This is a genomic window from Frigoribacterium sp. CFBP 8754, from assembly GCF_014841815.1.
GTDB classification, from domain to species: Bacteria; Actinomycetota; Actinomycetes; order Actinomycetales; family Microbacteriaceae; genus Frigoribacterium; species Frigoribacterium endophyticum.
The window spans coordinates 1,407,471-1,416,317 of sequence record NZ_JACYUO010000001.1 but is presented as its reverse complement, the minus strand read 5'-3'; the positions used below and the strand labels follow the sequence as shown (position 1 = coordinate 1,416,317).

The 8,847-nt window shown below is 73.1% G+C and carries 8 protein-coding genes; all 8 read left to right on the top strand.

Annotated features, from left to right (window positions below):
• Positions 1–723 precede the first annotated feature (723 nt).
• The 8 genes from IFT72_RS15955 (at position 724) to IFT72_RS06415 (ending at position 8,838) form a co-directional block, all read left to right on the top strand.
• A complete protein-coding gene (locus IFT72_RS15955) occupies positions 724–1,686 on the top strand; it encodes a hypothetical protein (RefSeq protein ID WP_371741194.1) in 963 nt (320 codons plus the stop codon).
• Complete coding sequence (locus IFT72_RS06445; RefSeq protein ID WP_371741193.1) at positions 1,679–2,683, top strand: HAD-IIA family hydrolase; 1,005 nt, start codon at positions 1,679–1,681, stop codon at positions 2,681–2,683. Before IFT72_RS15955 ends, IFT72_RS06445 begins: the two co-directional genes overlap by 8 nt.
• Positions 2,684–2,696: 13 nt before the next feature.
• Positions 2,697–2,906 carry a hypothetical protein gene (locus tag IFT72_RS06440; RefSeq protein ID WP_192045933.1) on the top strand — a complete coding sequence of 70 codons (210 nt, stop codon included), beginning with the start codon at positions 2,697–2,699 and terminating at the stop codon, positions 2,904–2,906.
• Between the two features lie 59 nt (positions 2,907–2,965).
• The gene (locus IFT72_RS06435) at positions 2,966–3,793 is read left to right on the top strand and encodes a TlyA family RNA methyltransferase (protein ID WP_185234027.1); all 828 of its coding nucleotides are present in this window, start codon (positions 2,966–2,968) and stop codon (positions 3,791–3,793) included.
• Positions 3,757–4,719, top strand: coding sequence for an NAD kinase (locus IFT72_RS06430; RefSeq protein ID WP_185232930.1), 963 nt, complete (start codon positions 3,757–3,759; stop codon positions 4,717–4,719). Before IFT72_RS06435 ends, IFT72_RS06430 begins: the two co-directional genes overlap by 37 nt.
• The gene (recN, locus tag IFT72_RS06425) at positions 4,716–6,422 is read left to right on the top strand and encodes a DNA repair protein RecN (RefSeq protein ID WP_192045834.1); all 1,707 of its coding nucleotides are present in this window, start codon (positions 4,716–4,718) and stop codon (positions 6,420–6,422) included. Before IFT72_RS06430 ends, recN begins: the two co-directional genes overlap by 4 nt.
• 89 nt (positions 6,423–6,511) lie before the next feature.
• Positions 6,512–8,269 (top strand): CTP synthase, encoded by a 1,758-nt coding sequence (locus IFT72_RS06420; protein ID WP_192045932.1) that lies wholly within the window; start codon positions 6,512–6,514, stop codon positions 8,267–8,269.
• Positions 8,269–8,838, top strand: a complete 570-nt coding sequence (locus IFT72_RS06415; RefSeq protein WP_056055410.1) for an NUDIX hydrolase — start codon at positions 8,269–8,271, stop codon at positions 8,836–8,838. Before IFT72_RS06420 ends, IFT72_RS06415 begins: the two co-directional genes overlap by 1 nt.
• Positions 8,839–8,847: the final 9 nt, after the last annotated feature.

The following is an 8,847-nucleotide window of genomic DNA, read 5'->3' as shown; positions in this document are numbered from 1 at the left end:
CCAGCATGACTGGCACACCGAAAGGCCCCTCCACAGGAGGGGCCTTTCGTGTTTGTCCGCCCTTCCCGGGCGAAGGCCCTGAGATAGAGTCGGGGCGCCACAACACAACAGCAGCCAGAAGACCCGAGGAGAACCTCTGTGAGCGACCGCGACGACGACCGAGACGACCGGCCCCGACGTTCCCCTTCCTCTGGCGGCTCCACAGGCTCCGGCAGCGGTCGTGACGGCGGACGCCGTGACGCGCGAGGCCCGGCACAGGGCAGCCCCGATGGGCAGCGCGGCTCGGCTGACCGCCGGTCGGGTTCTGGCCCCCGTCAGGGAGATCGGCCTCAGAGGTCCGATCGTCCGTCCAGCGACCGACCGCAGCGTTCTGACCGTCCGTCGTACGGTGACCGTTCCCAGCGGTCCGACCGCCCTTCGGGTGATCGCCCGCAGCGGTCAGATCGCCCGTCGTACGGTGACCGTTCGCAGCGGTCCGACCGCCCTTCGGGTGATCGCCCGCAGCGCTCGGACCGTCCGTCCTACGGCGACCGCCGCCAGCGGTCCGACCGCCCGGGCGGGGGCGACCGTCGGGGCGCGCCCGGCCGCGGGGCCGCAGCCGGCGGTCGTGGCGGTGGCCGCGACTCCTTCAACTCGCGGGATCGCCAGACACCGGAAGAGCGCGACCCGTACGGCCTGAAGTCCGTCCGGCCGGCCCAGGAGGTCGCCCACGTCCCTGACGACGTGGAGCCCCGCGACCTGGACAAGGTCGCTCGTGGCGAGCTCAAGACGCTGAGCAAGGAGAACGCCGACTGGGTCGCCAAGCACCTCGTGATGGCAGGTCGCCTCATCGACGAGGACCCGGAGGAGGCGCACAAGCACGCCCTCTCGGCCGGTCGTCGTGCCGGCCGCATCGGCGTCGTGCGCGAGACGATCGCCATCACGGCCTACACCGTCGGCGACTACGCCATGGCCCTCCGCGAGCTGCGCACCTACCGTCGCATCTCCGGTCGTGACGACCACCTGCCCCTGATGGTCGACAGCGAGCGAGGCCTCGAGCGTCCGGAGCGCGCCCTCGAGCTGGGCCGCTCGGTCGACGTGGCCACGCTCGACGTTCCCGTCCGCGTGCAGCTCGCCATCGCGATGTCGGGCGCGCGCCTCGATCTCGGTCAGCCCGACGCCGCCCTGCGTGAGCTCGAGATACCCCAGCTCGACCGCAAGAAGGCCTTCTCGTACAGCCCTGCGCTCTTCGACGCGTACGCGACGGTGCTCGACGACCTCGGTCGGGAGTCCGAGGGCGACGAGTGGCGTGCCCTCTCCGAGCGCGCGTCCGCTGCTCTCGACGCTCTCGCCGGCGCAGACGACCTCGAGACCGTCGAGATCGTCGAGGAGGAGCTCGAGGTCGACCTCGACGACGAGTGGATCGACGTCGAGGGCGTGACCGCCGAGGTCACCTCCGACGACGAGGACCCCGGGGACGCGGATGCCCTTGCCGGGGACGAGCAGGGGACGGACGACGTCGTCGACTCGCCTGCTGACGACGAGGAGGCTGCGGACGACGAGGAGGCTGCGGACGACGAGGACGCTGAGGAAGACCACGGCGGCGAGGAGCACGGCGACGGCGAGCAGTCCCAGGACGAGCAGTCCCAGGACGAGCAGCCCCAGGACGAGCAGTCCCACGACGAGCAGGCCGACGACCGTGGCTGACGGTCCGTCGCCGCTCGACGGCGTCGACACGGTGCTGGCCGACCTCGACGGCGTCGTGTACCGGGGCCGCGCTGCCGTGCCGCACGCTGTCGAGAGCCTGACCGCCGCCTCCCGCACCCACCGTGTCGGCTACATCACCAACAACGCGTCGCGCACCGCGGCCACGGTGGCTGAGCAGCTCTCCGGCTACGGGCTGGCGGTGGGGGAGGACGACGTGGTGACCTCCCCGCAGGCGGCCGTGCGCCTCCTCGCGGACGCGGTGCCGGCCGGCTCGACCGTCCTCGTCGTGGGCGGGGTCGGCCTGACCTCCGTGCTCGAGCAGGAGGGCTTCGTCGTCACGCGGTCGGCCGACGACCACCCCGCGGCCGTCGTGCAGGGCTTCAGCCCCGACGTGGGCTGGGCCGACCTCGCCGAGGCGTCGTACGCCCTGGCCGCCGACATCCCGTGGATCGCCACGAACACCGACTGGACCATCCCGCAGGAGCGCGGCACCGCTCCCGGCAACGGCACCCTCGTGTCGGCCGTGCACACGGCCGTCGGGCGACTGCCGGTCACCGCGGGCAAGCCCGAGACCCCGATCTACCACGCTGCCGTCGAGCGCTTCGGCGCCACGAAGGCGCTGTTCATCGGCGACCGCCTCGACACCGACGTCGTCGGCGCGAACGAGGCCGGCCTCGTCTCGGTGCTGGTGCTCACCGGCATCGACGGAGCCAAGCAGCTCCTCGCCGCCGACGCGCGGTCGCGGCCGGACTTCGTGCTCGGCGACCTCCGTGAGCTCTCGCAGCCCTACCCCGAGGTCGTCGAGCACGACGAGGGGGACGTGCACGTCGTGACCGTGCGCGGCGCGAGCGTCGCCGTGCGCGGCGGCACCGTCCGGGTCATGACGCCCGGCCCCGACCCCGTCGACCTGCTCCGTGCCGGCGCCGCCGCCGTGTGGGGCACGGGGCGTGCGATCTACGGGCTCGACATCGACCCGGCCCTCCACCCCGACGGTTAGGGTGGACGCCACCATGCAGCAGATCGACGACCCCGGGCACGAGCGCTCCGAGCGCGAGCGCACGGACGACCGTCCGCCGGCGGTGCCGGGCCTGGAGGCGCGCCTCCGCCAGGTCGAGGGGTCCCCGCTGGAGTCGCGGGCCGACTCGTTCGCCGCCCTCCACGACGAGCTGCGTGGCGTGCTCGAGGGCACGACGGCCGACGGCGCGGCAGGCCCCCGGTGACGGTCGACGCCTCGGGGAAGCCCCTCCGCTCCGGACGCGGCACCTCGGCGCCCGAGCCCGTGGCCGACGAGCCGGTCGCGGCCGAGGCCGTCGACGAGCGCCTCGACGCCGCGCTCGCCCGCCGGGGCCTCGCGCGGTCCCGCACCCACGCCGCCCGGCTGCTCGCCGACGGCCTCGTGACCGTCAACGGCACGGGCGCCGTCAAGGCCTCCGCCCGTGTCTCGGTCACCGACCGCGTCGAGGTCGCCGGCCTCGACCACTACGTCAGCCGCGCCGCCCACAAGCTCGTCGGCGCCCTGGACGCGTTCGGCGTCGACCCCACTGGTCGCACCGCCCTCGACGTGGGCGCCTCGACCGGAGGCTTCACCCAGGTGCTGCTCGAGCGCGGCGCGGAGCACGTCGTCGCCCTCGACGTGGGCCACGGGCAGCTGTCGCCGTCGGTGCGCTCGGACCGCCGCGTCTCCGTCGTCGAGGGCGTCAACGCCCGCTACCTCACCGCCGAGCAGCTGCGCGGCCTCACCGACCGGGCCGACGACGTCGACCTCGTCGTGGCCGACCTCTCGTTCATCTCGCTGACGATGGTCCTCCCCGCGCTCACCGCGTCGCTCGGCACCGGCGCCGACTTCGTCCTCCTCGTCAAGCCGCAGTTCGAGGTCGGCCGCCAAGGCGTCCGCGAGGGCATCGTGCACGACCCGGCGCTGCGCGCCGAGGCCGTGACGACCGTGCTCTGGGCTGCCCACGACCTCGGCCTCGGCACGGCGGGGCTCATCCCCTCACCGATCGTCGGGACGGCGGGCAACAAGGAGTACGTGGTGCACTTCTCGGCCTCGACCGGGACGAATCCGACAGAATGGCTGAGCACGGCAGACACCACGACGGGAGCGTGAGAGAGATCACTTCGACACGACACATCCTCGTCGTCTCGCACACGGGGCGACCGGACTCCATCGGGGCGGCGCTGGAGGTCTGCGGCCTCCTGCGCGCGGCCGGTGTCGTGCCCGTCCTGCCCCTCGACGAGTGGAACGACATCCGCGTCGCGGCCCCCGAGGTCGGCGAGGTCCACATCCTCGGCGACGACGTCCTGGCCGACCAGCTCGAGTGCGTCATCGTGCTCGGCGGCGACGGCACCATCCTCCGCGCGGCCGAGCTCGTGCGCGGCACCCGGTCGCCCATCATCGGCGTCAACCTCGGCCACGTCGGCTTCCTCGCCGAGAGCGAGCGCGACGAGATGACCGAGACGGTGCAGCGCGTCCTCGCCGCCGACTACGACGTGGAGGAGCGGTTCGCCCTCGACGTCACGGTCACCACCGACTGCGAGGTCGTCTACCGCACCTGGGCGATGAACGAGGCGACGGTCGAGAAGGCGTCCCGCGAGCGGATGCTCGAGGTCGTCATCGAGGTCGACGGGCGGCCGCTCTCCTCCTTCGGCTGCGACGGCGTCGTCATGTCGACCCCGACCGGCTCGACCGCCTACTCGTTCTCGGCCGGCGGCCCCGTGGTCTGGCCCGAGGTGCAGGCGCTGCTCCTCGTGCCGCTGAGCGCCCACGCGCTCTTCGCCCGCCCGCTCGTGGTGGGCCCCGACTCCACCCTCGCCGTCGAGGTGATGAACCGCACCGACGCCAAGGGCATCCTCTGGTGCGACGGCCGACGCGAGCACGACCTGCCGCCCGGGGCCCGGGTGGAGTGCACCCGCTCGACGCAGCCGGTGCTGCTGGCGCGCCTCCGCCAGGGGCCGTTCACCGACCGCCTCGTGGCGAAGTTCCACCTCCCGGTCACCGGCTGGCGCGGGCCCGACCAGGCGGCCGCCGAGTGATCGAGGAGATCGCGATCCGCGACCTCGGCGTCATCGGGCGGGCGACCCTGCCCCTCGGCCCCGGGTTCACGGCCGTCACCGGCGAGACCGGCGCGGGCAAGACCATGGTCGTGACCGCCCTCGGCCTCCTGCTCGGCCAGCGGGCCGAGAGCGGCATCGTCCGCTCCGGCAGCGCCCAGGCGGTCGTCGACGGCCGCTGGGTCGTGCCCGAGGAGGGCTCGGTGGTCTCGCGCGTGCGCGACGCCGGGGGAGACGTCGACGACGGCGAGCTGTTCCTCAGCCGCGTCGTCTCGGCGGAGGGCCGCAGCCGGGCCGTCGTGGGCGGGCGCACCGCCCCGATCGGCGTCCTGGGCGACCTCGCCGACCACCTCGTCGTGGTGCACGGTCAGAGCGAGCAGATCCGGCTGAAGTCGGCGCAGGCGCAGCGCGCCGCCGTCGACGCCCACGGCGGCGCCCCTCTCGCCGAGGCGGCCACGTCGTACCGGTCGGCCTACGACGCCTGGCAAGCGGCGCGGGCGGAGCTCGACGAGATCACCCGCGACCGCGACGCCCGCCGGGCCGAGGCCGAGGCGCTGCGCGAGGCGATCGACGAGATCGAGGCGGTCTCGCCCGTCGCGGGCGAGCTCGACGAGCTCGACGCCACGGCCGAGCGGCTCAGCAACTCCGAAGACCTGAGGCTCGCCGCCGGGCTGGCCCACGAGATCCTGTCCACCGACGCGGTCGACGGCACCCGCGACGTCCTCTCGCTCGTCGAGGAGGCACGGCGCCAGGTCGAGCGGGTGGCCCCGCACGACGCCGCGCTGCAGCCGATCGCCGACCTGCTCGCCGAGGTCAGCGTCCAGGTCAGCGAGTCGTCGTCGCGGCTCTCCAGCTACCTCGGCAGCCTCGACGCCGACGCGGCCGGCGACCTGGAGGTCGTCCAGACGCGGCGGGCCGAGATCGGCTCGCTGCTCCGCAAGCACGGCCCGACCGTCGACGACGCGCTGCGCCTGCTCGACGAGGGCAGCCGCCGTCTCGTCGAGCTCGACAGCGACGACGACCGCTTGGTGCAGCTCGACGACGAGGTCGAGCAGTTCCGGGCGGAGGCGGAGGCCAGGGCGAGCGTCCTCACCGACCTGCGCCGCGCCTCCGGAGCGGACCTGTCGAGCCGGGTCAGCGCGGAGCTCCGCGCGTTGGCGATGGCCGGCGCCGAGATCGTCGTCGAGGTCTCGCCCCGCGGCGAGCTGGGCGCGTCCGGGGCCGACGCCGTGGCGCTCCTGCTGCGCCCGCACCCGGGCAGCGAGCCGCGCCCGCTCGGCAAGGGCGCCTCGGGCGGCGAGCTCTCGCGCGTCATGCTCGCCCTCGAGGTCGTCATGGCCGGGTCGAGCGAGGTGCCGACGTTCGTCTTCGACGAGGTCGACGCCGGCGTCGGCGGCGCCGCGGCCATCGAGATCGGCCGCCGCCTGGCGGCTCTCGCCGAACGGGCCCAGGTGATCGTCGTGACGCACCTCGCGCAGGTCGCCGCCTTCGCCACGAACCACCTCCGCGTCGTCAAGGACGCCTCGGGCGAGGTCACCGCGAGCAGCGTCCAGCAGCTCGACGGCGACGAGCGCGTGGCCGAGATGGCACGCCTGCTCTCGGGCCTGCCCGACAGCGCGAGCGGGCTCGACCACGCCCGCGAGCTCCTCCAGCTGGCCTCCGCCGGCGCCGACCGGCGCCCGTGACCCGACAGCGGGGTGCCGACGGGCCCCCGCGTGACATAGGATGGAACCCCGTGGTGAACGAACAGAACTCGGGCCTTGATTCCTCCTCGATCGACGGGGGTGGCCCTTCTGAGGTCCCCTCGTCCACGGCAGCCGCTCCCGCGGCCGTCACGAAGCACATCTTCGTCACCGGCGGCGTGGTCTCGTCGCTCGGCAAGGGCCTCACGGCCGCCAGCCTCGGCAACCTGCTGACCGCCCGCGGCCTCCGCGTCGTGATGCAGAAGCTCGACCCGTACCTCAACGTCGACCCGGGCACGATGAACCCCTTCCAGCACGGCGAGGTCTTCGTGACCGACGACGGCGCCGAGACCGACCTCGACATCGGTCACTACGAGCGGTTCCTCGACATCAACCTCGACCAGGCCGCCAACGTCACCACGGGCCAGATCTACTCGACCGTCATCGCCAAGGAGCGCCGCGGCGAGTACCTCGGCGACACGGTCCAGGTGATCCCGCACATCACCGACGAGATCAAGCGCCGCATGCGGCAGCAGGCCGAGGGCGAGCTGAAGCCCGACGTCATCATCACCGAGGTCGGCGGCACCGTCGGAGACATCGAGAGCCAGCCGTTCATCGAGTCGGCCCGCCAGGTGCGCCACGAGCTCGGCCGGTCGAACGTCTTCTTCGTGCACGTCTCGCTGGTGCCCTACATGGGCGCCTCGGGCGAGCAGAAGACCAAGCCCACCCAGCACTCCGTCGCCGCGCTCCGCTCGATCGGCATCCAGCCCGACGCTCTCGTGCTCCGCAGCGACCGTCCCGTCAGCGACGCCAACAAGCGCAAGATCGCGCTGATGTGCGACGTCGACGAGGACGCCGTGGTCAACGCGAAGGACGTCGCGAGCATCTACGACATCCCGTCGATGCTCAACGACCAGGGCCTCGACAGCTACATCATCCGCCACCTCGGCCTCGCCGAGAAGGCCGGCGAGGTCGACTGGTCGGGCTGGCAGACCGTGCTCGACGCGGTGCACCAGCCGAAGCACGAGGTCACCATCGGCCTCGTCGGCAAGTACATCGACCTGCCCGACGCCTACCTCTCCGTCACCGAGGCGCTCCGGGCCGGCGCCTTCGCGCACCAGGCGAAGGCCAAGCTCGTGTGGATCCCCTCCGACGACTGCGAGACCCCGGAGGGCGCCGCGAAGGCGCTCAGCCAGGTCGACGGCATCTGCGTGCCCGGAGGCTTCGGCATCCGCGGCATCGAGGGCAAGCTCGGCGCGCTGAAGTTCGCCCGCGAGAACGGCGTGCCCGCGCTCGGCCTCTGCCTCGGGCTGCAGTGCATGGTCATCGAGTACGCGCGCAACGAGGCCGGCCTGACCGGCGCCTCCTCGTCCGAGTTCGACCCCGAGACCGAGTTCCCCGTCGTCGCGACGATGGCCGAGCAGGTCGACATCATCGCGGGCGGCGACCTCGGCGGCACCATGCGCCTCGGCCTCTACCCGGCCGCTCTGCAGACCGGCTCGCTCGCCGCCGAGCTCTACGGCTCGGAGCTCGTGGAGGAGCGCCACCGCCACCGCTACGAGGTCAGCAACCAGTACCGCCAGCAGATCGCCGACGCCGGCCTGGTCTTCTCCGGCACGTCGCCCGACGGCACCCTCGTCGAGTACGTCGAGCTCGACCGCGCCGTGCACCCGTTCTACATCGGCACGCAGGCGCACCCCGAGCTGCGCTCGCGCCCGAACCACGCCCACCCGCTCTTCAGCGGCCTGGTCGAGGCGTCGCTCGAGCGTCAGAACTCGAGCAAGCTCTTCGCCGACGACGCGGACGGCGCCACGCCCGGCGCGACGGACGCCGCCGAGGTCGTGGCCTGATGGGCGCCGAGGGAGAGCTGCTGCGCGACGAGCCCGCGGCCCCCGAGGTGACGAGCTCGGAGACGGTGTTCGAGGGAGCGGTCTGGAACGTCGTCCGCGACACCGTCGACTACAACGGCTCGCCCATGGTGCGCGAGTACGTCGCGCACACGGGCGCCGTCGCCGTCCTGGCGGTCGACGACCAGGACCGCGTGCTCGTCATCCAGCAGTACCGCCACCCCATCCGCTCGCGCGACTGGGAGCTGCCCGCGGGGCTGCTCGACGCCGAGGGCGAGAGCAAGCTCGACGCCGCGAAGCGCGAGCTGATGGAGGAGGCCGACCTCCAGGCGACCACGTGGGACGAGCTGGTCTCGTTCCACACCTCCCCCGGCGGCAACGACGAGATGGTCACCGTCTACCGGGCCACGGGCGTCAGCGCGACCGAGGGGGCGTTCGACCGCTCCGACGAGGAGGCCGACATCGTGACGCGGTGGGTCAGCCTCGACGAGGTCGTGGAGGGCGTGCTCGCCGGCCGGCTGCACAACTCCATCCTCAGCATCGCGGCGCTCGCCGCGGTCGCGGCCCGCTGACGGCCCGAC